This window comes from Pseudomonas sp. MYb118 (genome assembly GCF_040947875.1).
Taxonomy (GTDB): Bacteria; Pseudomonadota; Gammaproteobacteria; order Pseudomonadales; family Pseudomonadaceae; genus Aquipseudomonas.
The window spans coordinates 2,950,624-2,975,288 of the sequence record NZ_JBFRXN010000002.1 but is presented as its reverse complement, the minus strand read 5'-3'; the positions used below and the strand labels follow the sequence as shown (position 1 = coordinate 2,975,288).

21 protein-coding genes are annotated in these 24,665 nt (G+C 62.2%); 10 read left to right on the top strand and 11 right to left on the bottom strand.

The window, feature by feature from the left end; all coding sequences use genetic code 11:
• The first annotated feature begins 189 nt into the window (after positions 1 to 189).
• The 4 genes from ABVN20_RS19355 to ABVN20_RS19340 all read left to right on the top strand — a co-directional run bounded on the left by ABVN20_RS19355 (position 190) and on the right by ABVN20_RS19340 (position 5,419).
• Entirely contained in the window at positions 190 to 2,781 is a 2,592-nt protein-coding gene (locus tag ABVN20_RS19355; protein ID WP_368557299.1) for a glycosyltransferase, read from the top strand.
• A gap of 225 nt (positions 2,782 to 3,006) precedes the next feature.
• A complete protein-coding gene (gene dapE, locus ABVN20_RS19350; RefSeq protein ID WP_368557298.1) occupies positions 3,007 to 4,158 on the top strand; it encodes a succinyl-diaminopimelate desuccinylase in 1,152 nt (383 codons plus the stop codon).
• The gene (locus ABVN20_RS19345; protein ID WP_368557297.1) at positions 4,158 to 4,967 is read left to right on the top strand and encodes a putative RNA methyltransferase; all 810 of its coding nucleotides are present in this window, start codon (positions 4,158 to 4,160) and stop codon (positions 4,965 to 4,967) included. Before dapE ends, ABVN20_RS19345 begins: the two co-directional genes overlap by 1 nt.
• Positions 4,968 to 5,041: 74 nt before the next feature.
• Positions 5,042 to 5,419, top strand: a complete 378-nt coding sequence (locus ABVN20_RS19340; RefSeq protein WP_368557296.1) for a hypothetical protein — start codon at positions 5,042 to 5,044, stop codon at positions 5,417 to 5,419.
• 124 nt (positions 5,420 to 5,543) lie between these two features.
• Here the strand turns inward: ABVN20_RS19340 and ABVN20_RS19335 are convergent, their stop codons facing one another.
• Positions 5,544 to 5,753: a cold shock domain-containing protein gene (locus ABVN20_RS19335; RefSeq protein ID WP_192302536.1), complete on the bottom strand. Its 210-nt coding sequence runs from the start codon at positions 5,751 to 5,753 to the stop codon at positions 5,544 to 5,546.
• 498 nt (positions 5,754 to 6,251) lie between these two features.
• On the opposite strand from ABVN20_RS19335, the gene plsB reads away from it, so the two are divergent.
• The 4 genes from plsB to ABVN20_RS19315 all read left to right on the top strand — a co-directional run bounded on the left by plsB (position 6,252) and on the right by ABVN20_RS19315 (position 10,503).
• Positions 6,252 to 8,744: a glycerol-3-phosphate 1-O-acyltransferase PlsB gene (plsB, locus tag ABVN20_RS19330; protein WP_368557295.1), complete on the top strand. Its 2,493-nt coding sequence runs from the start codon at positions 6,252 to 6,254 to the stop codon at positions 8,742 to 8,744.
• Between the two features lie 168 nt (positions 8,745 to 8,912).
• On the top strand, positions 8,913 to 9,257 hold the full coding sequence (locus tag ABVN20_RS19325) for a YbaY family lipoprotein (RefSeq protein WP_368557294.1): 345 nt from the start codon (positions 8,913 to 8,915) through the stop codon (positions 9,255 to 9,257).
• 130 nt (positions 9,258 to 9,387) lie between these two features.
• Positions 9,388 to 9,786: a YbaY family lipoprotein gene (locus ABVN20_RS19320; protein ID WP_368557293.1), complete on the top strand. Its 399-nt coding sequence runs from the start codon at positions 9,388 to 9,390 to the stop codon at positions 9,784 to 9,786.
• Between the two features lie 27 nt (positions 9,787 to 9,813).
• Positions 9,814 to 10,503: a DUF4197 domain-containing protein gene (locus ABVN20_RS19315; RefSeq protein ID WP_368557292.1), complete on the top strand. Its 690-nt coding sequence runs from the start codon at positions 9,814 to 9,816 to the stop codon at positions 10,501 to 10,503.
• 261 nt (positions 10,504 to 10,764) lie between these two features.
• Here ABVN20_RS19315 and ABVN20_RS19310 read toward each other — a convergent pair whose 3' ends face one another.
• Positions 10,765 to 13,830 carry an efflux RND transporter permease subunit gene (locus tag ABVN20_RS19310; protein WP_368557291.1) on the bottom strand — a complete coding sequence of 1,022 codons (3,066 nt, stop codon included), beginning with the start codon at positions 13,828 to 13,830 and terminating at the stop codon, positions 10,765 to 10,767.
• A 6-nt stretch (positions 13,831 to 13,836) separates the two neighbouring features.
• Positions 13,837 to 14,937 (bottom strand): efflux RND transporter periplasmic adaptor subunit, encoded by a 1,101-nt coding sequence (locus ABVN20_RS19305; protein WP_368557290.1) that lies wholly within the window; start codon positions 14,935 to 14,937, stop codon positions 13,837 to 13,839.
• A gap of 94 nt (positions 14,938 to 15,031) precedes the next feature.
• On the opposite strand from ABVN20_RS19305, the gene ABVN20_RS19300 reads away from it, so the two are divergent.
• Complete coding sequence (locus ABVN20_RS19300) at positions 15,032 to 15,676, top strand: TetR/AcrR family transcriptional regulator (protein ID WP_368557289.1); 645 nt, start codon at positions 15,032 to 15,034, stop codon at positions 15,674 to 15,676.
• A 78-nt stretch (positions 15,677 to 15,754) separates the two neighbouring features.
• On the opposite strand, the gene ABVN20_RS19295 is transcribed toward ABVN20_RS19300, so the two are convergent.
• Complete coding sequence (locus ABVN20_RS19295; RefSeq protein ID WP_368557729.1) at positions 15,755 to 16,534, bottom strand: class I SAM-dependent methyltransferase; 780 nt, start codon at positions 16,532 to 16,534, stop codon at positions 15,755 to 15,757.
• Between the two features lie 96 nt (positions 16,535 to 16,630).
• On the opposite strand from ABVN20_RS19295, the gene ABVN20_RS19290 reads away from it, so the two are divergent.
• The gene (locus ABVN20_RS19290; RefSeq protein ID WP_368557288.1) at positions 16,631 to 17,251 is read left to right on the top strand and encodes an energy transducer TonB; all 621 of its coding nucleotides are present in this window, start codon (positions 16,631 to 16,633) and stop codon (positions 17,249 to 17,251) included.
• Positions 17,252 to 17,254: 3 nt separating this feature from the next.
• Here ABVN20_RS19290 and ABVN20_RS19285 read toward each other — a convergent pair whose 3' ends face one another.
• From ABVN20_RS19285 to ppc, 7 genes are all read right to left on the bottom strand, one after another.
• Positions 17,255 to 17,950: an extensin family protein gene (locus ABVN20_RS19285; RefSeq protein WP_368557287.1), complete on the bottom strand. Its 696-nt coding sequence runs from the start codon at positions 17,948 to 17,950 to the stop codon at positions 17,255 to 17,257.
• Between the two features lie 2 nt (positions 17,951 to 17,952).
• Complete coding sequence (locus ABVN20_RS19280; RefSeq protein WP_368557286.1) at positions 17,953 to 18,774, bottom strand: oxaloacetate decarboxylase; 822 nt, start codon at positions 18,772 to 18,774, stop codon at positions 17,953 to 17,955.
• A gap of 33 nt (positions 18,775 to 18,807) precedes the next feature.
• Positions 18,808 to 19,668 (bottom strand): DUF72 domain-containing protein, encoded by an 861-nt coding sequence (locus ABVN20_RS19275; RefSeq protein ID WP_368557285.1) that lies wholly within the window; start codon positions 19,666 to 19,668, stop codon positions 18,808 to 18,810.
• Positions 19,668 to 19,973 carry a hypothetical protein gene (locus ABVN20_RS19270; RefSeq protein ID WP_368557284.1) on the bottom strand — a complete coding sequence of 102 codons (306 nt, stop codon included), beginning with the start codon at positions 19,971 to 19,973 and terminating at the stop codon, positions 19,668 to 19,670. Before ABVN20_RS19270 ends, ABVN20_RS19275 begins: the two co-directional genes overlap by 1 nt.
• Before the next feature lie 260 nt (positions 19,974 to 20,233).
• Positions 20,234 to 20,908: a tRNA (adenosine(37)-N6)-threonylcarbamoyltransferase complex dimerization subunit type 1 TsaB gene (gene tsaB, locus ABVN20_RS19265; RefSeq protein WP_368557283.1), complete on the bottom strand. Its 675-nt coding sequence runs from the start codon at positions 20,906 to 20,908 to the stop codon at positions 20,234 to 20,236.
• A 95-nt stretch (positions 20,909 to 21,003) separates the two neighbouring features.
• Complete coding sequence (gene adk, locus ABVN20_RS19260) at positions 21,004 to 21,651, bottom strand: adenylate kinase (protein ID WP_368557282.1); 648 nt, start codon at positions 21,649 to 21,651, stop codon at positions 21,004 to 21,006.
• Positions 21,652 to 21,939: 288 nt separating this feature from the next.
• Positions 21,940 to 24,570 carry a phosphoenolpyruvate carboxylase gene (gene ppc, locus ABVN20_RS19255; RefSeq protein WP_368557281.1) on the bottom strand — a complete coding sequence of 877 codons (2,631 nt, stop codon included), beginning with the start codon at positions 24,568 to 24,570 and terminating at the stop codon, positions 21,940 to 21,942.
• Positions 24,571 to 24,665 lie beyond the last annotated feature (95 nt).

The following is a 24,665-nucleotide window of genomic DNA, read 5'->3' as shown; positions in this document are numbered from 1 at the left end:
TAGGGCTTGGCAGTGGCAAGTTTTAAGCAGCAAGCGACAAGTATCAGAACTAATGCGAAAGCGGATTGCCCAATGTCAGGCTTTTCCCCGTCTGTTGTACGGTCAGGGAGAGCACGGTGTAGGATGCGCCCCCCTTGGCACAGTGCCAACCGTTCCGTCGTTCCACCGCCTTTGGAACCTGAAATAGCTATGTCATCGCGTAAATTTGGACTCAACCTGGTCGTGGTGCTCGCCATCGCGGCCTTGTTCACCGGCTTCTGGGCGCTGATCAACCGCCCGGTCAGCACCCCCAACTGGCCCGAGCAGATCTCCGGTTTTTCCTACTCGCCATTCCAGCAAGGCCAGTACCCGCAGAAAGAACAGTACCCGACCGACGATCAGATGCGCCGTGACCTGGAGATCATGAGCAAGCTGACGGACAACATCCGTACCTACTCGGTCGATGGCACCTTGCAGGACATTCCCAAACTCGCCGAAGAGTTTGGCCTGCGAGTCACCCTGGGCATCTGGATCAGCCCGGACCAGGAACGCAACGAGCGGGAAATCACCCGAGCGATCGAAATCGCCAATTCATCGCGCAGCGTCGTCCGCGTGGTGGTCGGCAACGAAGCGATCTTCCGCAAGGAAATCACCGCCGAACAACTCAGCGTGCTGCTCGATCGTGTGCGTGCCGCCGTGAAAGTCCCGGTCACCACCTCCGAGCAGTGGCACGTCTGGGAAGAGCACCCGGAACTGGCCAAACACGTCGATCTGATCGCGGCCCACGTCCTGCCCTACTGGGAGTTCATCGCGATGGACAAGGCCGGGCAGTTCGTCCTCGACCGCGCCCGCGACCTGAAGAAGATGTTCCCGAAAAAACCGTTGCTGCTGTCCGAAGTGGGCTGGCCGAGCAACGGCCGCATGCGTGGCGGCGCCGATGCGTCGCCGGCCGACCAGGCGATCTACCTGCGCACCCTGGTCAACAAACTCAACCGCCAGGGCTTCAACTACTTCGTGATCGAAGCCTTCGACCAGCCGTGGAAGGCCAGTGACGAAGGTTCTGTGGGCGCCTACTGGGGCGTGTTCAACGCCGCGCGCCAGCAGAAATTCAATTTCGAAGGTCCGGTGGTGGCGATTCCACAGTGGCGCGTGCTGGCCATCGGTTCGGTGGTGCTGGCGCTGCTGTCGCTGACCCTGCTGATGATCGACGGCTCGGCCCTGCGCCAGCGTGGCCGTACCTTCCTGACTTTCATCGCCTTCCTCTGCGGTTCGGTGCTGGTGTGGATCGGTTACGACTATAGCCAGCAATACAGCACCTGGTTCAGCCTGACGGTGGGCTTCTTGCTCGCCCTCGGTGCGCTCGGGGTGTTCATCGTGCTGCTCACCGAGGCCCATGAACTGGCCGAAGCGGTGTGGATCCACAAGCGGCGCCGGGAATTCCTGCCGGTGGTGGGCGATTCGAACTACCGCCCGAAAGTGTCGATCCATGTGCCGTGCTACAACGAGCCGCCGGAGATGGTCAAACAGACCCTCAATGCCCTGGCCAACCTTGACTATCCGGATTTCGAAGTCCTGATCATCGACAACAACACCAAGGACCCGGCGGTCTGGGAACCGGTGCGCGACTACTGCGCCACCCTCGGCCCGCGCTTCAAGTTCTTCCACGTCGCGCCACTGGCCGGCTTCAAGGGCGGTGCGCTGAACTACCTGATCCCGCACACCGCCAAGGACGCCGAGGTGATTGCGGTGATCGACTCGGACTACTGCGTCGACCCGAACTGGCTCAAGCACATGGTGCCGCATTTCGCCGATCCGAAGATCGCCGTGGTGCAGTCGCCGCAGGATTACCGCGACCAGAACGAAAGCACCTTCAAGAAGCTGTGCTACGCCGAGTACAAGGGCTTCTTCCACATCGGCATGGTCACCCGCAACGACCGTGACGCGATCATTCAGCATGGCACCATGACCATGACCCGTCGTTCGGTGCTCGAAGAACTGGGCTGGGCCGACTGGTGCATCTGCGAGGACGCCGAGCTGGGCCTGCGGGTGTTCGAGAAGGGCCTGTCGGCGGCGTACTACCACACCAGTTATGGCAAGGGGTTGATGCCCGATACCTTCATCGACTTCAAGAAGCAGCGCTTCCGCTGGGCCTACGGCGCGATCCAGATCATCAAGCGTCACACCGCCAGCCTGCTGCGCGGCAAGGACACCGAACTGACCCGTGGCCAGCGCTATCACTTCCTCGCGGGCTGGCTGCCATGGGTGGCGGACGGCATGAACATCTTCTTCACCGTGGGCGCGTTACTGTGGTCGGCGGCGATGATCATCGTGCCGCAGCGGGTCGACCCGCCGCTGCTGATTTTCGCGATCCCGCCGCTGGCGCTGTTCGTGTTCAAGGTCGGCAAGATCATCTTCCTTTACCGTCGCGCCGTGGGCGTGAACCTCAAGGATGCGTTCTGTGCCGCCCTGGCTGGCCTCGCGTTGTCGCACACCATTGCCAAGGCGGTGCTGTACGGCTTCTTCACCAGCAGCATTCCGTTCTTCCGCACCCCGAAAAATGCCGATAACCACGGCTTCTGGGTGGCGATTTCCGAGGCCCGTGAAGAGGTGTTCATCATGCTGCTGTTGTGGGGCGCCGCGCTGGGGATCTTCCTGGTGAACGGCCTGCCGAGCAACGACATGCGCTTCTGGGTGACCATGCTGCTGGTGCAGTCGCTGCCGTACGTGGCGGCGCTGATCATGGCGTTCCTGTCTTCGCTGCCCAAACCTTCCGCCGAGGTCGAAGTGGCGACAGCGGTGTAAATCTTTGCCGATGGACTAAACGGCGGCCTATGGCCGCCGTTTTGCTTTAAGATAACCGCCATTTTGCAGGGCCCTGACCCTGCGGCCTGGCCCAATACCTGTGGGAGCGAGCCTGCTCGCGATGCAGGCGATGAGGTTTGTCATTCAAACCGTGTCATCGTTCATCGCGAGCAGGCTCGCTCCCACAGTCGGCCAGTGCACACATTCAAGCTTCCGGAGTTTTCCATGACGGCCCACGCCGACCTTTCGCCGACCCTTCAACTCGCCATCGACCTGATCCGCCGTCCGTCCGTGACCCCGGTCGACGCCGATTGCCAGAAGCAGATGATGCAGCGCCTGGGCGATGCCGGCTTCCAGCTCGAACCGATGCGCATCGAAGATGTGGATAACTTCTGGGCCATCCACGGCAAACACGATGGCCCGGTGCTGTGCTTCGCCGGTCACACCGACGTGGTCCCGACCGGTCCGGTGACCGCCTGGCAGATCGACCCGTTCAACGCGGTGATCGACGAACACGGCATGCTCTGCGGCCGTGGTGCGGCGGACATGAAAGGCAGCCTGGCGTCGATGACCGTGGCCGCCGAACGTTTCGTCGCCGACTACCCGGATCACAAGGGCAAGGTCGCGTTCCTGATCACCAGCGACGAAGAAGGCCCGGCGCACCATGGCACCAAGGCCGTGGTCGAACGCCTGGCCGCGCGCAACGAGCGCCTGGATTGGTGCATCGTCGGCGAACCGTCGAGCACCACCCTGGTCGGTGACGTGGTCAAGAACGGTCGTCGCGGTTCCCTCGGCGCCAAGCTGACCGTGCACGGCGTGCAAGGCCACGTGGCTTACCCGCACCTGGCCAAGAACCCGATCCACCTCGCCGCCCCGGCACTGGCCGAACTGGCCGCCGAACACTGGGACCACGGCAACGACTTCTTCCCGCCGACCAGCTTCCAGATTTCCAACGTGAATTCCGGCACCGGCGCGACCAACGTGATCCCGGGTGACCTGGTGGCGGTGTTCAACTTCCGCTTCTCCACCGAGTCCACCGTCGAAGGCCTGCAAAAGCGCGTCGCCGACATCCTCGACAAGCACGGCCTGGACTGGCACATCGACTGGGCACTGTCCGGCCTGCCGTTCCTCACCGAACCGGGGGCCCTGCTCGATGCCGTCTCGTCGAGCATCAAGGACATCACCGGGCGCGAGACCAAGGCGTCCACCAGCGGCGGCACCTCCGACGGGCGCTTCATCGCCACCATGGGCACGCAAGTGGTCGAGCTGGGCCCGGTCAACGCGACCATCCACCAGGTCAACGAACGCGTGCTGGCCGCCGACCTCGACGTGCTGACCGAGATCTACTACCAGACCCTCATCAAGTTGCTCGCCTGATGCTCGCCTGCCCGATTTGCAGCGAACCGCTGAGCGCGGTGGACAACGGCGTGGCCTGCCCCGCCGGGCATCGTTTCGACCGTGCGCGCCAGGGTTACCTGAACCTGTTGCCGGTGCAGCACAAGAACAGCCGCGACCCTGGGGATAACCAGGCGATGGTCGAGGCCCGGCGCGACTTCCTCAATGCCGGGCACTATGCACCGGTGGCCAGGCGCCTGGCCGAACTGGCGGCGCACTACGCGCCCCAGCGCTGGCTCGACATCGGCTGCGGCGAGGGTTACTACACCGCGCAGATCGCCGACGCCTTGCCCGATGCCGATGGCTACGCCCTGGACATCTCCCGCGAGGCGGTCAAACGCGCGTGCAAGCGCAACCCCAGGCTGACCTGGTTGATTGCCAGCATGGCCCGGGTGCCATTGGCCCCCGGTAGCTGCCAGTTTCTCGCCAGCGTGTTCAGCCCGCTGGACTGGGACGAGGCCAAGCGCCTGCTCAGCCCCGGCGGCGGCCTGATGAAAGTCGGCCCCACCAGCGGTCACCTGATGGAGTTGCGCGAGCGCCTGTACGATGAAGTACGCGAGTACACCGACGACAAGCATCTGGCCCTGGTGCCGGAAGGCATGGCGCTGGCCCACAGCGAAACCCTGGAATTCAAACTGACGCTCGACAGCGGCCAGGACCGGGCGAACCTGTTGGCCATGACTCCCCATGGCTGGCGCGCCAGTGCCGAACGCCGCGCAGCGGTGATCGAACAGGCAGAACCGTTCGAGGTCACCGTGTCGATGCGTTACGATTATTTTGTACTTCAATAAACCTGGGGCTTGAGCAACGGCTCGAGGCCAACTGAATCCGCGAATGGATTTTCAGACCCGCAGTGAGGACATCCATGCGCCAACCCGATATCGAGATTTACCTCAAGGACGCCGACGTCGACCACAAGGCCATTGCCGCCTGGCTGGGCGCCGCCCTGGGCCCGTGCAACGAATGGACGCAGAAGGGCCAGACCTGGAAGTGCAAGGCCGGCAACGTGCCCGTGACCTGGCTGCCCAAGGCCGTGGGCAAATGGAACAGCCTGTACCTGGAAAGCGACCAGACCCCATGGGACGACGACATCGCCTGCGCCCGCGCCGCGTTTGCCGCGCTGAACGTCGAAGTGCGTTGCGCACCGGGTAGCTGGGTCGAGGAAGAAGGTGAAGAATCGGCCGACCGCTGGATTCGCATCAGCGCCGATGGTGAGGAAGAGATTACCTGGCGGACGGCGTAACAAGCATCACATATAACCTGTGGGAGCGAGCCTGCTCGCGATTACGGAGTGTCAGCCAAGGAGTTGCCGGCTGATACACCGCAATCGCGAGCAGGCTCGCTCCCACAGTTGTTTCGCGTGGTGCTTACAACCCCACCACATCCTCAGCCTGCAACCCCTTCTGCCCTTCCACCACCGCGTATTCGACCTGCTGGCCTTCGGTCAGCGAACGGTGGCCTTCACCGCGGATCGCGCGGTAGTGCACGAATACATCCACGCCGTTTTCGCGCTGGATGAAGCCATACCCCTTGGCGTCGTTGAACCACTTCACGCTGCCGGTTTCACGTGTTGCCATCTGTTCATACTCCTTTTTTATTATCTACATGGCTTTTCGCAGGAAAGCCTCGGGAACATTCGCCTGCGCATGCTGGCCAAATGAAGGCAGCGACGACAGTTGGCCGAGTATATGTCACACATGGAAACTCTCGAAAGGAGTTTACTTCGCCGCTTTTTTGCCGATTTTTGACGAATGCTGCAAACTAAGGGGGCGTTCTTCATGAGTTTTCACACCGCGTTGTCGCCTTAAAGCGGGCCAGGCAAGGCGCAGGCCGCTGGGAATGGTGTTCCCTTTCCAAGGCCTGCAACGCAGCCTGGCCCGCTTTAAGGCACAACCCGGAGGGCCGGGCCTGCTGTTGTGCAGGGCTGCGTTGCTCGCAGCTCATTTGGAACACCAAATCACGCTTCTCGCGCCTTGCCCTGCACAACAGCAGGCCCGGCGCGGTGCGAAAACTCATGAAGAACGCCCCCTTCTCCCGAGCATTTGCTCGGTTTTATTCACTCACGCAGAAGCCGTATGACCCGTTCCCCGTTTCGCCGTCTTGTGTTTGGCACCCTGCGCCGACTGTTGTATCTCTGGGTTCGCTCCGAGACCATCAACCAGTCGTCGTTCACCCTCAACCTCGACCGCAGTCGTCCGGTGTTCTACGTCCTGCAAAACCCTTCGCTGAGCGACCTCGCCGTAGTCGACACCGAGTGCAGCAAGGCGGGCCTGCCTCGTCCTGTCTTGCCGGTATCGGTGGGCAACCTGCTGGAGCCGGCCGCGTTCTTTTACCTGACGCCCGACCCCGACTGGCTCGGCCGCCAGGACAAACGCGGCGCGCCGCCCACCCTGACACGCCTGGTCAGCGCCCTGAGCCAGAACGCTGCCGAAGACGCGCAGATCATTCCGGTCAGCGTGTTCTGGGGCCAGTCGCCGGACAGCGAGTCGAGCCCGTGGAAGTTGTTGTTCGCCGACAGTTGGGCGGTCACCGGGCGCCTGCGCCGCCTGCTCAGCATCATCGTGCTGGGGCGCAAGACCCGCGTGCAGTTCTCCGCCCCCATCCACCTGCGCGAGCTGATCGAACACAACAAGGGCCACGAGCGCACCGTGCGCATGGCGCAACGGGTGTTGCGCGTGCATTTCCGCAACCTCAAGGCCGCGGTGATCGGCCCGGACATTTCCCACCGCCGCAACCTGGTCAAGGGCCTGATCAACCAGCCACTGGTCAAACAGGCGATCCTCGACGAAGCCGAGCGCGAGAATATCTCGGCGGAAAAAGCCAAGGCCCAGGCCCTGCGCTATGCCAACGAGATCGCCTCGGACTACACCTACACGGCGATCCGTTTCCTGGAAGTGGTGCTGAGCTGGTTCTGGAACAAAATCTACGACGGCATCAAGGTCAACCACATCGAAGGCGTGCAAAAGGTCGCCCCAGGTCACGAAGTGATCTACGTGCCCTGTCATCGCAGCCATATCGACTACCTGCTGCTGTCCTACCTGCTGTTCCGCAACGGCCTGACCCCGCCGCACATCGCCGCCGGCATCAACCTCAACATGCCGGTGATCGGCAGCCTGCTGCGCCGCGGCGGTGCGTTCTTCATGCGTCGCACCTTCAAGGGCAATCCGCTGTACACCTCGGTGTTCAACGAGTACCTGCACACCCTGTTCACCAAGGGGTTTCCCGTCGAGTACTTCGTCGAAGGCGGTCGCTCGCGCACCGGGCGCATGCTGCAACCCAAGACCGGCATGCTGGCCATCACCTTGCGCAGCTTCCTGCGTTCCTCGCGCATGCCGATCGTGTTCGTGCCGGTGTACATCGGCTATGAGCGCGTACTGGAAGGCCGCACTTACCTGGGCGAACTGCGCGGGGCGAGCAAGAAGAAAGAGTCGATCTTCGACATTTTCAAAGTCATCGGCGCGCTCAAGCAGCGCTTTGGCCAGGTGGCGGTGAACTTCGGCGAGCCGATCAAGCTCGCCGAGTTCCTCGACAGCGAACAGCCAGACTGGCGCAAACAGGAACTCGGCCCGCAGTTCAAACCGGCCTGGCTCAACGAAACCACCAACCGTCTTGGCGAGAAAGTCGCGCAGCACCTCAACGAAGCGGCGGCGATCAACCCGGTCAACCTGGTGGCGCTGGCCCTGCTGTCCACCAGCCGCCTGGCGCTGGACGACCGTGCCATGGCGCGGGTGCTCGACCTGTACCTGGCGCTGCTGCGCAAGGTTCCGTACTCGCCGCACACCACACTGCCGGAAGGCGACGGCCGGGCGCTGATCGAGCATGTGAAGGACATGGACCTGCTCTCCGAACAGAGCGATGCCCTGGGCAAGATTCTGTACCTGGATGAGCAGAATGCCGTCCTGATGACCTACTACCGCAACAACGTGCTGCACATCTTCGCGTTGCCGTCGTTGCTGGCGAGCTTCTTCCAGAGCACCTCGCGCATGAGCCGCGAGCAGATCCTGCGCTACACCCGCGCGCTGTATCCGTACCTGCAATCGGAGCTGTTCATCCGCTGGTCGCTGGATGAGCTGGACGCGGTGATCGACCAATGGCTCGAAGCCTTCGTCGAACAAGGCCTGCTGCGCTTCGAGAACGATGTCTATCTGCGCCCGGCCCCGAGTTCGCGGCATTTCGTGCTGCTGACCCTGCTGTCCAAGAGCATCGCGCAGACCCTGCAACGCTTCTACATGACCGTGTCTTTGTTGCTCAACAGCGGCCAGAACAGCATCAGCGCCGAAGAGCTGGAAGACCTGTGCACGGTGATGGCCCAGCGCCTGTCGATCCTGCATGGCCTGAACGCCCCGGAGTTCTTCGACAAGAGCCTGTTCCGCCACTTCATCCAGACCCTGCTCGACCTCGACGTGCTGCGGCGCGACGAAGCCGGCAAGCTGAGCTATCACGAACTGCTCGGCGAGCTGGCCGAAGGCGCGGCCAAGCGTGTGCTACCGGCGGAGATTCGCCTGTCAATCAGGCAGGTGGCGTTGCATCGCAGTGAAGATGCGGCGGAACTGGTCACGCCGATCTAATGTTCTGAATATCGAATGAACACTTACGAGCAGAAGCAAGGATGCTTCTGTCTCGAATTAATCCCACTTCATGCCATGTCGCAAGAACTCTCCTACATATAAGAGTTTGGCTCTGACCGTATGCTTATCGCTCGTCAATACCGACGATTCATTAATAAGGATATTTATATGACCAGCGAAACTCTTTATACCATCAGCGGCAAAGTATATTACCTCGCACGAGTTGCTCTGCTGCCGAACTCGACCCTGACTGTCCGCCTGCGAGATGTCAGCCGGGCCGATGCTCCCGCCAAGGAGCTGGCCGTTCAAGTCACCCCCAACGCAAACAGCGCCGGCCTGGGTTTCAGCCTGTCGTACGCGCAGTCCGACATCATCAGCGGACATACCTATGTCATCAGCGCCAGCATTACCCACGAAGATCGCCTGATCTTCACCACCACTCAACATCACCGAGTGGAGTTGGAAGCAAACTACCTGAAAGAGCAGGAAGTACGGGTCGACTTCGTCGGTTAACCTGCGCGCACCCAACACGCGACTTACTGATTCCAGTCCGCTAAATATTGACTGGGACACTTTCGGTAAAATTCGCTAAATTAACGTTGGCACCCAACTTTCTGCGGTGCCAACGTTAAAGGTGCACCCCATGAAAAAACTCTCTCTACTTGGGCTTGCCATTTTTCTCGCTGCCTGCCAACACCCCGCCCCGGCGCCCAAGGCGTCCCTGGATGGCGAAGTCTTCTATTTGCAACGCATCGCCCTGCCACCGACGGCGATCCTCAGCGTCAGCCTGCAGGACATCTCGCTGGCCGATGCCCCGGCCAGGGTCATCGACGAACAGCGTGGTCCGGTCAAGGGCCAGGTACCGTTACCGTTCCACCTGAGCTACGACCCAGCGAAGGTCGAAGCCAATCATCGCTATTCGATCAACGCTCGCATCGAAGTTGATGGCAAACTGTTGTTCATCACCACCGAGAATCATGCCGTGCGTCTGGACGGTTCCGATCCCCAGCCTGTGAGGGTCCGCGTCGACGCGGCCCGCTAAGAGTCTTTTTTGAAAAAGGAAGTTGCCATGCTCCGCCCTACCCTTCGCTTTGCCGGCCTGTGTGCAGGTTTGATGATCAGCGCCAGCGCCCTGGCGTTGTCGCTCAGTGACCTGTCGCAAAAGGACGCCAGCGGCGGCCTCAAGGATGCCCTGACCCAGGGCGCACAACTGGCCGTGAAACAGCTCGGTACGCCGGGCGGCTTCAGCAACAACCCGGATGTGAAGATCGAACTGCCGGGCAAGCTGGGCAAGGTTGCCAGCAAGATGAAACAGTTCGGCATGGGTGAGCAGGTCGATCAGTTGGAAACCAGCATGAACAAGGCGGCGGAAACTGCCGTGGTTCAGGCTCAGCCGATCCTCGTCGATGCGGTGAAGAAGATGACCGTCGAAGACGCCAAGGGCATCTTGAGCGGCGGCAACGATTCCGCCACCCAGTACCTGAACAAGACCAGCCGCGAACAGATCCGCGCCAAGTTCCTGCCGATCGTCAAGCAAGCCACCGACCAGGTTGGCCTGGCCAAGCAATACAACTCCTTCGCCGGCCAGGCCGCGACACTCGGTGTCGTGGACGCCAAGAGCGCCAACATCGAAAGCTACGTCACCGAACAGGCCCTGAACGGTTTATTCGAGATGATCGGCAAGCAGGAAGAAACCATCCGCAAGAACCCGGCCGCCGCCGCGACCAGCCTGGCGAAGAAGGTGTTTGGTACGCTGTAAGCCGGTTCGCTGTCTAACTGTGGGAGCGAGCCTGCTCGCGATGGTCGTCAACGATAACGCGGGGCATCACGCACACCGCGTTGTCTGGGCCTCCATCGCGAGCAGGCTCGCTCCCACAGTTTTACGGCGTACACCCATCCTGTAGGAGCGAGCTTGCTCGCGATGGTCGCTAACGATAACGCGAGGTATCAGAAAGCCCGCGTTGTCTGGGCCTCCATCGCGAGCAAGCCCGCTCCCACAGTTTTTTGGCCATGGGTGTGGTCATACCGGTTCTTTCTTGATGCGGAACCACGCGGCGTAGAGGGCTGGCAGGAACAGCAGTGTCAGCGCCGTAGCGACGATCAGGCCGCCCATGATGGCCACGGCCATCGGGCCGAAGAATACGCTGCGTGACAGCGGGATCATGGCCAGTACGGCGGCGAGTGCGGTGAGCACGATGGGGCGGAAGCGCCGGACCGTGGCTTCGATGATCGCCTGCCACGGCTTGAGCCCGGCGGCGATGTCCTGCTCGATCTGGTCAACCAGAATCACCGAGTTGCGCATGATCATCCCCGACAGCGCGATGGTCCCGAGCATCGCCACGAAGCCGAACGGCTGGCGGAACACCATCAGGAACAGGGTCACGCCAATCAGCCCCAGTGGCGCCGTCAGAAACACCATCACCGTGCGTGAGAAACTGCGCAATTGCAGCATCAGCAAGGTCAGCACGACCACGATGAACAGCGGCACTCCGGCCTTCACCGAGTTCTGCCCACGGGCGGAATCTTCCACAGTGCCGCCCACCTCCAGCAGATAACCATCGGGCAATTCGGCGCGGATCGGGTCCAGTGTCGGCATGATCTGCTGCACCAGGGTCACCGGTTGTTCCTTGCCGTAGATATCGGCGCGTACGGTGACGTTCGGCAAGCGGTTGCGATGCCAGATGATGCCTTCCTCAAAGCCGTATTCCAGCGTCGCGATCTGCGACAGGGCAACGCTGCGACCGTTGTCGGTAGGCACGGAAAGACTGGGCAGCAACGACAATTCGGAGCGCTCGTGCACGGTGCCGCGCAGGAGGATTTCGATCAGCTCGTTGTCCTCGCGGTACTGGCTGACGCTGGAACCGGTGAGCGAGCTTTGCAGGAACTTCGACAGGTTCGCCGTGCTGACGCCCAGCGCGCGGGCGCGGTCCTGATCGACGTTGAGGTACACCACTTTGCTCGGTTCCTCCCAGTCCAGGTGCACGTTCGCCACATGGGGGTTTTCGCGCACCTTCGCCGCGACCTTGCGGGCCAGGGCACGGACTTCCTCGATGTGCTCGCCGGTGACCCGGAACTGCACCGGGTACCCCACAGGCGGGCCGTTCTCCAGGCGCGTCACCCGCGAGCGCAGGGTCGGGAACTGTTCGTTGAGGGTTTCGATCAACCAGGTGCGCAGCGCTTCACGTTCTTCGATGGACTTGGCCAGCACCACGAACTGGGCGAAGCTCGCCGCCGGCAGTTGCTGGTCCAGCGGCAGGTAAAAACGCGGCGACCCGGTGCCGACGTAGGCCACGTAGTTATCAATGCCGGCGTGATCCTTCAGCAAGCCTTCCAGGCGTTTGACTTCGTCAGCGGTGTTGCGCAGCGACGCGCCTTCGGCCAGTTTCAGGTCGACCATCAGCTCCAGTCGTCCGGAAGCCGGGAAGAACTGTTGCGGGACAAAACGGAACAGCACGATGGAGGCGATGAACAACACTACGGTCGCAGCGATTACCGTTTTGCGCCAACGCACGCACCACTCCACCAACCGTCGCACGCGCTGATAGAACGGCGTCCCGTAGGGGTCCGGCTGACCTGTGCCATGTTTGGCCGCGTGAATCTTCGCCAGGTCCGGCAGGAGTTTTTCCCCCAGATAGGGCACGAACACCACGGCGGCGATCCACGACGCCAGCAAGGCGATGGTCACCACCTGGAAAATCGAGCGGGTGTACTCGCCGGTCCCCGATTGCGCGGTGGCAATCGGCAGGAAGCCGGCGGCGGTGATCAGCGTACCGGTGAGCATCGGGAACGCCGTGCTGGTCCACGCATAACTGGCGGCCTTGATCCGGTCGAAGCCCTGCTCCATTTTGATCGCCATCATTTCCACGGCGATGATCGCGTCGTCCACCAGCAAGCCCAGCGCCAGCACCAGCGCGCCAAGGGAAATCTTGTGCAGGCCGATGCCCAGGTAATACATGCAGGCGAAGGTCATCGCCAGCACCAGCGGAATCGCCAGCGCGACGACCATGCCGGTGCGTACCCCGAGCGAAAAGAAGCTCACCAGCAACACGATCACCAGGGCTTCGACCAGTACCCGGACAAACTCGCCGACACCGGTTTTCACCGCTGCAGGCTGGTCGGAGACTTTGTGCAGTTGCATGCCGGCGGGCAGGTTTTTCTGGATGCGGGCAAACTCGATTTCCAGTGCCTTGCCCAGGACCAAAATGTCACCGCCGTCCTTCATCGCCACGGCCAGGCCGATGGCGTCCTGCGACATGAAGCGCATACGCGGCGCCGGCGGGTCATTGAAGCCGCGATGCACCGTGGCGACATCGGCAACGCGGAACGTACGATCACCGATCCGGATCGGGAAGTTGTTGATCTCATCGACCGTCTGAAAATTTCCCGAGACCCGTAGCTGCAAGCGCTCGCTGCTGGTTTCGAAAAAACCGGCGGTGGACATCGCGTTCTGCTCTTCGATCGCCTGTTGCACCGCCGCCAATGGCAAACCGAGGGTGGCGAGCTTGACGTTGGACAGTTCGATCCAGATTTTCTCGTCCTGCAACCCGAGCAGCTCGACCTTGCCCACATCCTTGACCCGTTGCAGCTGGATCTGGATGCGGTCGGCATAATCCTTTAGCACCGCATAGTCGAACCCTTCACCGGTCAGCGCGTAGATGTTGCCGAAGGTGGTGCCGAACTCGTCGTTGAAAAACGGCCCCTGAATGCCCGGCGGCAGCGTGTGGCGAATGTCGCTGATCTTCTTGCGCACCTGGTACCAGAGCTCAGGAATATCCACCGAGTGCATGGAGTCCCGGGCCACGAAAGTCACGGTGGATTCGCCCGGGCGGGAGAACGACACGATGCGATCGTACTCGCCGGTTTCCATCAGTTTCTTTTCAATGCGTTCGCTGACCTGGCGGGACACTTCTTCGGCGGTGGCGCCCGGCCACATGGTGCGGATGACCATGGCCTTGAAGGTGAACGGCGGATCCTCGCTCTGGCCGAGTTTGGTGTAGGACAGTGCGCCGACAATCGCCAGCAGAAGCATCAGGAACAGGACGATCTGGCGATTACGCAGCGCCCATTCGGAAAGATTGAAGCCCATCGGGGATTACTCCTTGTCCGCCAGATTGACCACGCGGTTGGAGCGATCCACCGGGCGCACCTGCTGCCCGTCGTGCAGCACATGGACGCCGGCCGCCACCACCCAATCACTGGCGCTCAAGCCCTCGAGCACCGGCACGCTTTTCTCGCCAAAGGCACCGACCCGGACCGCGACTTTTTTCAAGGTGTTGTTGGCGCCCAGCACCCACACGTAGGTGGCACCATTTTCGGCAGTGAGTGCCGACAACGGCACCGACAGCGCGACCACATCGGCGGTCTGGATGAACACCCGGGCACTCTGGCCAAGCTCCGCCGGGACCTTGCCGGCGGTAAAGGCGATACGCGCGGCGAAGGTTCGGGACTTCGGATCGGCCGCCGGTGACAGTTCACGGATGCGGCCGCTGAAACGTTGATCGGGCTGGGTCCAGAGTTCCACTGCCACCGGTTGGCCGACTTTGTAGCGTCCGAAATTCTGTTCCGGCAGGCTGATCAGCACTTCGCGTTCGCCATCGGTGGCGAGGGTGAATACCGTCTGGCCGGCGGCGACCACCTGGCCGACTTCCACCGAACGTTTGGCCACCACGCCATCCTGGGGCGCACGCAGCACTGCGTAACTGGCCTGGTTATTGGAGACGTTGAACTCGGCCTTGATCTGCTTGAGCCGCGCTTCGCCGGAACGGTAGAGGTTCTCGGCGTTGTCGTATTGCGAGCGGCTGACCAACTGGCGGTCCATGAGGGTTTTGTAACGATCGCGCTCGGCCCGCACCATGTTCAGGTTGGCTTCCGCTGCCGCCACTTGGGCACGGGTCGCTTCCAGTTGCAGGCGAACGTCCTGGGGATCGAGTTCCGCCAGCGGTTGATCGGCCTTGACCCGCTGCCCTTCCTCGACCAGTCGTCGGCTGACTTTGCCGCCAATGCGGAAGGCCAACTCCGGCTCGTAGCGTGCGCGAACTTCACCGGGATAACTCTCCAGCGCCTGCGCCGAAGGCTCTGGCTGAACCACCATGGCCGGCCTGACGGTGACCTGCGGCGCCTCTTCATGCCCACACGCCGACAATAAAAACGCCAGGCTGACTGGCAATGCGAGGGACGCGGCATAGCGGAACATGGTGATTGACCTTTCGCTAATGGTGCTTGGAATAATTATACTGGCCAGTATGTTATTAATAGCAAACTCACCAGTCCAGTAATAAAAGCGAATAATGTCGAACAATCCCTCAGCATCCAATGGTCCGGGCCGCCCCAAGGATCTGGCCAAGCGCCAGGCCATCCTCGATGCGGCGAAAACCCTGTTTCTGAGCAATGGATATGCGAACACCAGCATGGACGCTGTCGCCGCCGAAGCGGGCGTGTCGAAATTGACCGTCTACAGCCATTTCAACGACAAGGAGACGCTGTTCTCTGCCGCCGTGGTGGCCAAGTGCGAAGAGCAATTGCCGCCGCTGTTTTTCGAGTTGCCGGACGGCATCGCCGTGGATTCGGTGCTGTTGAACATCGCCCGCGGCTTTCATCACCTGATCAACAGCAACGAGTCGGTGAACCTGCACCGCCTGATGATGACGCTGGGCAGCCAGGACCCGAAGCTCTCGCAGATCTTCTTCGAGGCCGGCCCCGAGCGCATGCTGCTGGGCATGGAGCGCCTGCTGGGCAAGGTGGATCAGAGCGGCGCGCTGAGTATCGACAAACCGCGCAATGCGGCCGAGCACTTCTTTTGCCTGCTCAAGGGCGCGGGGAATTTTCGCCTGCTGTATGGCTGCGGCGAGCCGCTGACCGGGGAGGCGGCAGAGGCGCATGTGCGCGAGGTGGTGGGGTTGTTTATGCGGGCTTATCGGCCGGTGGCGACCTGAAGATCAATCGCGAGCAGGCTCGCTCCCACACCGATCTCCTGTGGGAGCGAGCCTGCTCGCGATGGCAGCACCTCGGTCTCAAGCCTTGAGGGCCTTCCTGGGATAAATGTCATAGCGACTGGATTTACCATCCAGCGCATGGCTCGGTTTCGGCCCGGCAATGCACGGCGCCTTGCGCGGGCGCTTGACCACCACCCGGTGGCTGGCCAGGGCCAATGCCGCTTCGAGCAAGGCCGGGGCATCGGGGTCATCGCCCACCAGCGGGCGGAACAGGCGCATTTCCTTTTTCACCAACGCGGTTTTCTCACGGTGGGGGAACATCGGGTCGAGGTAGATCACCTGCGGCGGCTCGCCTTCCCAGTTGCGCATGAGGTCGATCGAGTTGCCCTTGAGCAGATTCATGCGCGCCACGATGGGCGCCACGTCGAAATCCTCTGCCGCGCGTGCCAGGCCATCTTCCAGCAAGGCACCGATCAACGGCTGGCGCTCGATCAGGCTCATTTCACAGCCCAGGCTCGCCAGCACGAACGCGTCCTTGCCCAGCCCGGCCGTCGCATCCAGCACCCGCGGACGCACGCCCTGGGCGATGCCCACCGCCTTGGCGATCATCTGCCCGGTGCCGCCGCCGAACAAACGACGATGGGCCGCGCCACCCTCGACGAAATCCACGCGGACCGGCCCCGGCGCATCCGCCCCCAGTTGTTGCAACTGCAACCCCTGCTCGCCGACTTGCAAGGCAAATTCACCGTCGTTCACCTGCAAGGGCAGGCCCAGGCGCTCGGCCCATTGCGCCGCCTGTGGCTCGAATGCCGTGTCCAGGGCTTCGACATGGATGCGGCACGCCGCCGGTTGTTCAATCATGGGAAAACACGCTCAAAAAATTAATGATCGGCAAAATCGGCCGATAACAACACTAACGAGCATTTTGCCAGAGCCGGGCCTCTTCAGAAAAAAATGTCAAACATCCAACCCACATCGATAGGTTACATCTCGCCCTACGGCGATTTTGGCCTGCGAAATTCCCAGGCACTGAGCGGCGTCAGTCACCTGTGGCAAGATTTTTTTGCCCAGGCCCTGGCCGAGCAGTCGGGCGATGTGGTGCCGGCGTCCCTGGATTTCCCACCGGTCGATCTGGAAAGCCCTGAAGAACCCACGATTGGCAGCGAGCTGCTGGCGCACATCATTTCCCAGCGTGAATGCGACGTGAAGGAAACCGAGGTCAAGCCACCCGAGCCGCTGTTCCTGCCGATTGCCGAGTTCGAAATGGACCTGGCCGACAAACCGTTCCCACCGTTCCCGGCGGACGAAATCGTCGCTCAGCAAAAGCAACAGGACTTCGAAAGCGGCTGGGTGCGCCCCATCGTGCTGACCAACGGCCAGGCTCTGCCGGAGCCAGGCGCCGCGCCGCAACCGCGTCCGCTGCACCTGCCGATTGCCGAGTTCGAACTGGACCTGCTCGATAAGCCGTTCCCGCCGTACCCACCTGAAGAGCTGGCGGAGCAACAGAAAAACTTCGATTTCGACATTGGCTGGGCACGCCCGATCGTCCTGCAGAACCTGCGCATCGCCGCCTAAACCTCAGCGACACACCCACCACGGCCCGACATCCAGATGAAAGTGATTGCGATGGGCGGCGTTGTAGTCGGGGCTCAGCACCACACTGAACAGATCACAGGCGCCATCGCGGACCTCACGTAGAAAACGTGCGTCCCGATTGTCCCTGGGCCAATCCTTGAGCACGTTGATCGCCCGGCCATCGGCCAGGCGAAAACCGGCGATATCCAGCGCATTGGCCGAGGCATGTTGACTGAGCCGGCCGTTCTCGCGCCCGTAGACATTACGACAGGCAAAACTGCCAAGGTGATCGACCCGTGTCACCGCTTGCCCGTAGACCGACTGCGCCACGGGTTGCAAGGCGTGGCGCTCGAACAGGGCAAACGACACGGCCAGCCGGCAACTGGCGAGAAAGCTGCTGCTCAGCGCCACATTGCCGCCCTGCACGCGCCAGGCATCGGCCAGCGGGCATTTGGCGTCCGGGCTGTCGGCCTGAGGCGTGACGCGCAGGCCGGAAGTGCCCAGCGCCTGCTCGCACAACTGCGGGTCGTCACGCAAACGCATCAGCTTGTAGCGGGTCAGCAGGTTCGGTGCAGCCCTGACGTCCAGCGGCGCCCACGGATTCCACTGTGGTGGCAGCGCGATCCAGCCCCGCCAGACACCCACCGCCGCCGCGCCGACCATCAGTGTCAGCAGCAACAGCACCCGCAGGATGCGCATCGTCAGCCTTTGAACAGTTGATTGGCCTGCACGTAGGGCATGGACCGCGAGGTGAAGGTGAACGTACCCGAGGTCTTGATCTCTTCTGCGGCTCGATAGAATTCACCCAGCGCCGCCAAGGCCAGTGCCGAACCCACGCTGACACGCCGCACGCCCATTTCACTGAGTTGCCCGACCGTCAGTTTCAGCCCACCGGACATCAACACATTCACCGGTTTCGGCGCCACCGCGCGCACCACCGCCAAGACTTCATCGGCGTTGCGCAGGCCCGGCGCATACAACACATCCGCACCGGCTTCAGAGAAGGCCTGCAAGCGGCGAATGGTGTCATCGAGATCGGGATTGCCGTGCAGGTAATTTTCCGCGCGGGCGGTCAACATGAACGCAAAGGGCAGACTGCGAGCCGCCGCCACTGCCGCTTCGATCCGGGCGACCGCGTGGTCGAAACAATAGATCGGCGTGCCTTCACGGCCGGTGGCGTCTTCGATCGAACCACCGACAGCGCCGGCGGCGGCCGCCTGCAAAATGCTCTGCGCACATTCGCCCGGATCGTCGGCAAAACCATTCTCCAGGTCGACGGCCACCGGCAGATCGGTCGCGGCGACGATTGCCCGGACGTTCTCCAGCGTTTCTTGCAGCGTCAGCCCGCCATCGGGACGCGCCCGGGAAAAGGCATAGCCGGCACTGGTGGTCGCCAGCGCTTCAAAACCGAGGCTGGCGAGCATTTTCGCCGATCCTGCGTCCCACGGATTGGGAATGACAAAGGCCTCGTTGCGTTCGTGCAACGCTTTGAACGCCTGGGCTCGAAGGGTTTGCGCATCCATTGGCAGGCTCCTGGAAAGGGGGACGAACCCGCCTCAGAGCAAGCCAAGTTGTTCGGCGGCGGGTTCTCTGTATAGCTCAGGCAGCGGCGGCAGGCCAGGCAAACGCAGCATCAGTTGTGCGTGAAAACGTTGCGCCAGCCTGGCGGCGAGCACGTTGTCCGAGGTGTGCAGGAAGATATACGGCGTGCGCCCCTCTTCGATCCACAGGGCAATTTTCTCGACCCAGGGCACCAGGAACGGGTCGTTGGCCTGCAACTGCGGATGACCGATGAAGCGCACCTGCGGCCACTGGGTGAAGGCCGCCGGGCGCGGCGGTACTCGGGGTTTCTTCGACTGCGCGTGCAGCACCGCGGGATCGGTCGAAGTGCAACTGAACAGGGCGCGCGGGTCGAGGCAGATCCGCTCGACGCCGCGGTCCAGCAGCAGTCGGTTGAGGCGGCGTTCGGCATCGCCCTTGGCGAAGAACTCGTCGTGACGCACTTCGATGGCCAGCGGCCGGTCCACCGCGTCGATAAACGCCGCCAGTTCCGGCAGGCGCTGTGGCGTGAAGCTTTTCGACAGTTGCAGCCACAGCGGTGACACCCGCTCGCCCAAAGGGCTGAGCAGTTGCAGGAATGTTTCAGTGGCGGTCAACTGATCGCGCAGGTCACCACCGTGGCTGATGTCGCCGGGGAACTTGGCCGTGAAGCGAAAATGTCCGGGCATGGTCTCGGCCCAACGCTGCACGGTACTGGCAGCCGGACTCGCGTAGAAGGTCGTGTTGCCTTCCACGGCATTGAAGACTTGCGAATAGAGATCGAGAAACTCTGCGGGTTTGGAATCCTGGGGATAGAGGTAATCGCGCCAGGCGTTTTCACTCCAGGACGGGCAGCCTATGAAGTAAGGCAGCCGCATCAGATGTACAGGTCGAGACCCAACACATCCGCATCCCAATCGACGAAACCTGCGGTGCTGAGGTAGCTGGCCAGGGCCATCGCCACGCTTTTGCTCATGGCGCGGTGGTAGATCATGTCCTGCTGACGGGCCGGCAGATTGCTCAGGCGTTGCGCGGAGGCCTTGGCAGCGCGAGCGGCCAATTGCTCCTCGGAGGGAATCTCCAGTTCGCCTTCGATCTCGACGGATTCACCCTCGACCAAACGCCCTTTGCGAGGCTTGCGCTTGATGGGGTACGAAGGAGTGGAGAGGCCGTCTATGCGCATAATGTCATGCTCGGTATCAATGATGGCAGTCTAGTGGCACTTGCTGTGCTTCGCAAACTGCTGAGTGATAACTAGAACACAGAAACGACAAAAGGTTTAAAACTAAGGTTATAAAACGACGATTGGCGGGGATTGCCATTAGATTGCTATCGCGGGCAAGCCCGCTCCTACAGGGTCAGCGTCGTGAGCGAATTCTGTGCACGCCGCAAAACCTGTAGGAACGAGCTTGCTCGCGATAGGGGGCCCACGGTCTGGCAGAATTACCGCGCCTTCGGCGTCGCCACCTTGTCCCGCAGATAAACCGGCTGCGCCTCATCCGCCACGATTGATTCCCCGCGCGCCCAGGCGAATCGCGCCAGGGTCAGCAAGTCTTCGGCGTGGGGCAACATGCCGGCGTCCTGGCCGATCAGGTTCACGCCGATGCGCTCGCCATAACCCCAACCGGTGCCGGCACCAAACCAGTCACCTGTGGCATCGGCCGGCAGCGCCGCCACTTCCGGCGGCAATACCGCTTCGGCGCCGAACAGGCGCATCTCCCCCGCCGTCTCGCGGTAGCAACCCCAATACACCTCGTCCATGCGTGCATCGATGGCCGCAGCGACCTGGCTGACGCCGTGTTCGCGATAGGCACGCTGCGCCAGCACTGCCAGGTTCGACACCGGCAGCACCGGGCGATCAAGGGCGAACGCCAGCCCCTGCACCACACCGATGGCAATCCGCACGCCGGTGAAGGCGCCCGGCCCACGGCCGAACGCAATGGCGTCCACCGCCTGCAAGGTGGTGCCGGCGTCTGCGAGCAGTTGCTGGATCATCGGCAAAAGCTTCTGTGCATGCAGGCGCGGGATCACCTCGTAATGGCTTGTCACTTTGCCGTCGTGCAGCAAGGCAACGGAGCAAGCTTCAGTCGCGGTGTCCAGGGCCAGCAAGGTGCTCATTGATGTATCCGTAAAAGAGAGTCAGAAAAAAGTGCGCCAGTATAAACAACTACGGCCCGCAAGCGGGCCGTGGATGATGCAACCGGTCAGACTTTTCAGCTCAGGGCTGCAAGCACCTTGGCGGTGATCGCTTCGACCGAACCGACGCCTTCGATGTGGCTGTACTTCGGCTTGCCATTGGCAGCGGAGAGGTTCTGGTAGAACGCCACCAGCGGCTTGGTCTGCGAATGGTAGACCGACAGGCGATGACGCACGGTTTCTTCAGTGTCGTCCTTGCGCTGTACCAGCTCTTCACCGGTCACGTCGTCCTTGCCAGCCACTTTCGGCGGGTTGTAGACGATGTGGTAAACGCGGCCGCTGGCCTCGTGTACACGGCGACCGGCAATACGCTGGACGATCTCTTCGTCTTCGACGGCGATTTCAACGACCGCGTCCAGCTCGACACCGGCCGTTACCAGGGCTTCTGCCTGTGGAATGGTGCGCGGGAAGCCGTCGAACAGGAAACCCTTGGCGCAGTCGGCCTGGGCGATACGGTCCTTGACCAGTGCAATGATCAGGTCGTCAGAGACCAGGCCGCCGGCGTCCATGATGCTCTTGGCCTTGATGCCAAGCTCGGTGCCAGCCTTGACCGCCGCACGCAGCATGTCGCCGGTGGAGATTTGCGGAATGCCGAATTTTTCGGTGATGAACTTAGCCTGAGTACCTTTACCGGCCCCGGGAGCTCCCAGCAGAATGACGCGCATCGATGTGCTCCTCAATTTTTTTATGTAGAAACGACAGATTCGCCTCGTGGGGCCAATCTCAAAAAAAGGGTCGTGACCGCCCAAACGGCCAAAGGCTGATCAAGATACACAGCAGGCTGCGACCACACAAGCCGCCAAAAGTCGGAGAAACCGCCGCTTCCTGCGTCCTTTTGGCGCGGTTCCCCAAGTCGCAACCCCATCATTAACTGTCGCCTGGCCGCATTTTTCCGCCAGCCCGACAGCGGCATCCGACGCCTGCGCCGGATGCCTGCCCCCACGGCAAAGACTTTAGCCGGTATTGCGCAAACCGGCGGCAATCCCCGCCACAGACACCAGCAGCGCCTGCTCCACCGGGCTGTCCTGCGCCACTTCCTGGCGTCGCGAACGCGCCAGCAGTTCGGCCTGTAATAGATGAAGGGGATCGAGGTAGGTGTTACGCAAGCGGATGAATTCCAGGGTGTCTGGGCTATGTGCCAGTAGCTGCGACTGACCGGTCAATCCAAGAACCACCGAGCACGCCTGCGACAATAGGTCGCGTAAGTGCGCACCCAATGGCAACAGGTCCGGTTCGACCAGTCGTTCGTCATAGGAGCGGGCAATGTCGGCGTCAGCCTTGGCCAGCACCATCTCGAGCATGTCGATGCGGGTACGGAAGAACGGCCACTGCTCGCGCATCTGCCCCAGCAGTTCGCCTTCGCCACGCGCCAGTGCGTTGCTCAACGCCGCTTCCCAACCGAGCCAGGCCGGCAGCATCAGGCGGGTCTGGGTCCAGCCGAAGATCCACGGAATCGCCCGCAGGCTTTCGATCCCGCCGGCACGACGCTTGGCCGGACGACTGCCGAGCGGCAGGCGCCCCAGTTCCTGTTCCGGAGTGGACTGACGGAAGTACTCGACGAACTGCGGATTTTCCCGCACCACGGCGCGGTAAGCACTGACACCATCGGCGGCCAATTCATCCATCAGGTGACGCCAGGCCGGCTCCGGCGGTGGCGGCGGCAACAGAGTCGCCTCGAGCACCGCGGCGAGGTACAGGTTGAGATTCTGTTCGGCGATGTCCGGCAGGCCGAATTTGAATCGAATCATTTCACCCTGCTCGGTGGTACGGAAACGCCCGGCCACCGAACCCGGTGGCTGCGACAGAATGGCCGCGTGAGCCGGGCCACCGCCACGGCCCACGGTGCCGCCGCGGCCGTGGAACAGCAGCAGCTCCACTTGTTGTTCGCGGCAGATGTCGACCAGACGCTCCTGCGCCCGATACTGCGCCCAGGCCGCGGCAGTGGTGCCTGCGTCCTTGGCCGAATCGGAATAGCCGATCATCACTTCCTGCGGCCCTTGCAGGCGGGCGCGATACCCCGGCAGCAGCAACAGCTTTTCGATCACCGGGCCGGCATTGTCGAGGTCGGCGAGGGTCTCGAACAGCGGCACCACGCGCATCGGCCGCAGTACGCCGGCCTCCTTGAGCAGCAATTGCACGGCCAGCACATCGGAAGCCGCGCCGGCCATGGAGATCACGTAGGAACCCAGCGAAGCCCCCGGTGCGGCAGCGACTTCCCGGCAGGTGGCGAGCACTTCGGCGGTGTCGGCCGACGGTTTGAAATGCGCTGGCAGCAAGGGCCGACGATTACTCAACTCGCGCATCAGGAAGGCAATGCGCTCTTCCTCGCTCCAGTCCTCATACCGACCCAGGCCCAGGTAGTCGGTGATTTCGGTCATCGCCGCCGAATGTCGCGACGAGTCCTGGCGCACATCCAGGCGCACCAGGAACAAGCCGAAGGTTACCGCCCGCCGCAGGCAATCGAGCAACGGGCCATCGGCGATCACGCCCATGCCGCACTCGTGCAGCGACTGGTAGCAGAGCTCCAGCGGTTCGAGCAGGTCGCGGTTGTTCTGCAGCACGTCGGCGGGTGCCGGCGTCTCGCTGCTCAAGGCGGCATGCGCCCAGTTGCGGGTAGCGCGCAGGCGCTCGCGCAACTGTTTGAGCACCGCACGATACGGTTCGGCGCTGTCGCCGGCCTTGGCCCTGAGTGCGTCGCTGGCCTGTTGCATCGACAGTTCGGCGGCGAGGTGGTCGATGTCGCGCACGTAGAGATCAGCCGCCATCCAGCGCGCCAGCAGCAACACTTCGCGGGTCACGGCGGCGGTGACGTTGGGGTTGCCGTCCCGGTCGCCGCCCATCCACGAGGCGAAGCGGATCGGCGCGGCTTCCAACGGCAGGCGCAGGCCGGTGGCGTCTTGCAGGGCTTGGTCGGCCTTGCGCAGGTAGTTCGGGATGGCGTGCCACAACGAATGCTCGATCACCGCGAAGCCCCATTTGGCTTCGTCCACCGGTGTCGGGCGGGTGCGGCGGATTTCTTCGGTGTGCCAGGCTTCGGCGATCAGGCGCTGCAACCTGGCCTGAATCTGCGCGCGCTCGGCGCTGGTCAGGTCGCGGTGGTCCTGGGCGGCAAGCTGCGCGGCGATGGCGTCGTATTTCTGGATCAGCGTGCGGCGCGCCACTTCGGTCGGGTGCGCGGTGAGGACCAGTTCGATTTCCAGTCGTCCCAGCTGGCGGGCCAGGGATTCGGTGCTGTGGCCCTTGGCAAGCAAACTCGCCAGCAGCTCGGGCAACACCCGTGCTTCGAAGGGCGCCGGTTGCGACTCTTCGCGGCGATGAATCAGCTGATATTGCTCAGCGATGTTGGCCAGGTTGAGGAACTGGTTGAACGCCCGCGCGACCGGCAGCAATTCGTCTTCGCTCAACTGGTTGAGGCTGGCACTCAATTGCTCGTCCATCGAGCCGCGACGGTCAGCCTTGGCGTCTTTGCGGATCTGCTCGATCTTGTCGAGAAACCCGTCCCCGTACTGTTCACGAATGGTATTGCCCAACAGTTCACCCAGCAGGTGAACGTCCTCGCGCAAGCGTGCATCAATATCAGTCATCAGCCGTTCTCCAGCGAAAGATCCAGGGGTCTTGGAATGAGCTGCCATTTGCACCAAGAGTGCCGCCGCAAAGCGCTTCTTACAAGCAGACGACG